Source organism: Corynebacterium sp. HMSC074A01 (genome assembly GCF_001831515.1).
Lineage (GTDB): Bacteria > Actinomycetota > Actinomycetes > Mycobacteriales > Mycobacteriaceae > Corynebacterium.
Genome location: NZ_KV825626.1, coordinates 1 through 598 on the forward strand (window position 1 = coordinate 1; position 598 = coordinate 598).

At 66.6% G+C, this 598-nt stretch carries 1 protein-coding gene; it reads right to left on the reverse strand.

Features of this window, described 5'->3' with window-relative positions:
* The coding region (locus tag HMPREF2550_RS12330) for a hypothetical protein (RefSeq protein ID WP_168167704.1) at positions 1-598 on the reverse strand (598 nt) is incomplete at both ends.

Below are 598 nucleotides of genomic sequence, written 5' to 3' on the forward strand. Positions count from 1 at the left end.
GGTCGGTCACGGTGACAGTGATGGGACCTGTCGCGCCTGCGGCGGGGTCGAGGAGGACCTCGTGGGCGTCATTGAGCGTACCGGTGACGTTGTTGCCGTTGGCGTCCTTAGCGGTGACCTTGGTCAGGCCCTCGTGGTATTCGCCGATGGTGATGCCGGTGGCCTGCTCACCGCGGCTCGGGTAGACGGTAGTTTTCGGGTCGCTGACCGTGGTTGTGGTGCCGAGCGTGACGCGCTTGGTCACTTCGCCAAGGCTGGGGTCGGTCACGGTGACAGTGATGGGACCTGTCACGTCGGCGGCGGGATCGAGGAGGACCTCGTGGGCGTCGTTCAGCGTGGCGGTGACGTTGTTGCCGTTGGCGTCCTTAGCGGTGACCTTGGTCAGGCCCTCGTGGTATTCGCCGATGGTGATGCCGGTGGCCTGCTCACCGCGGCTCGGGTAGACGGTAGTTTTCGGGTCGCTGACCGTGGTTGTGGTGCCGAGCGTGACGGTCTTGGTCACGGGGTTGCCGAGGCTGGGGTCGGCCACGGTGACGGTGATGGGGCCTGTCGCGTCGGTGGCGGGGTCGAGGAGGACCTCGTGGGCGTCGTTCAGCGT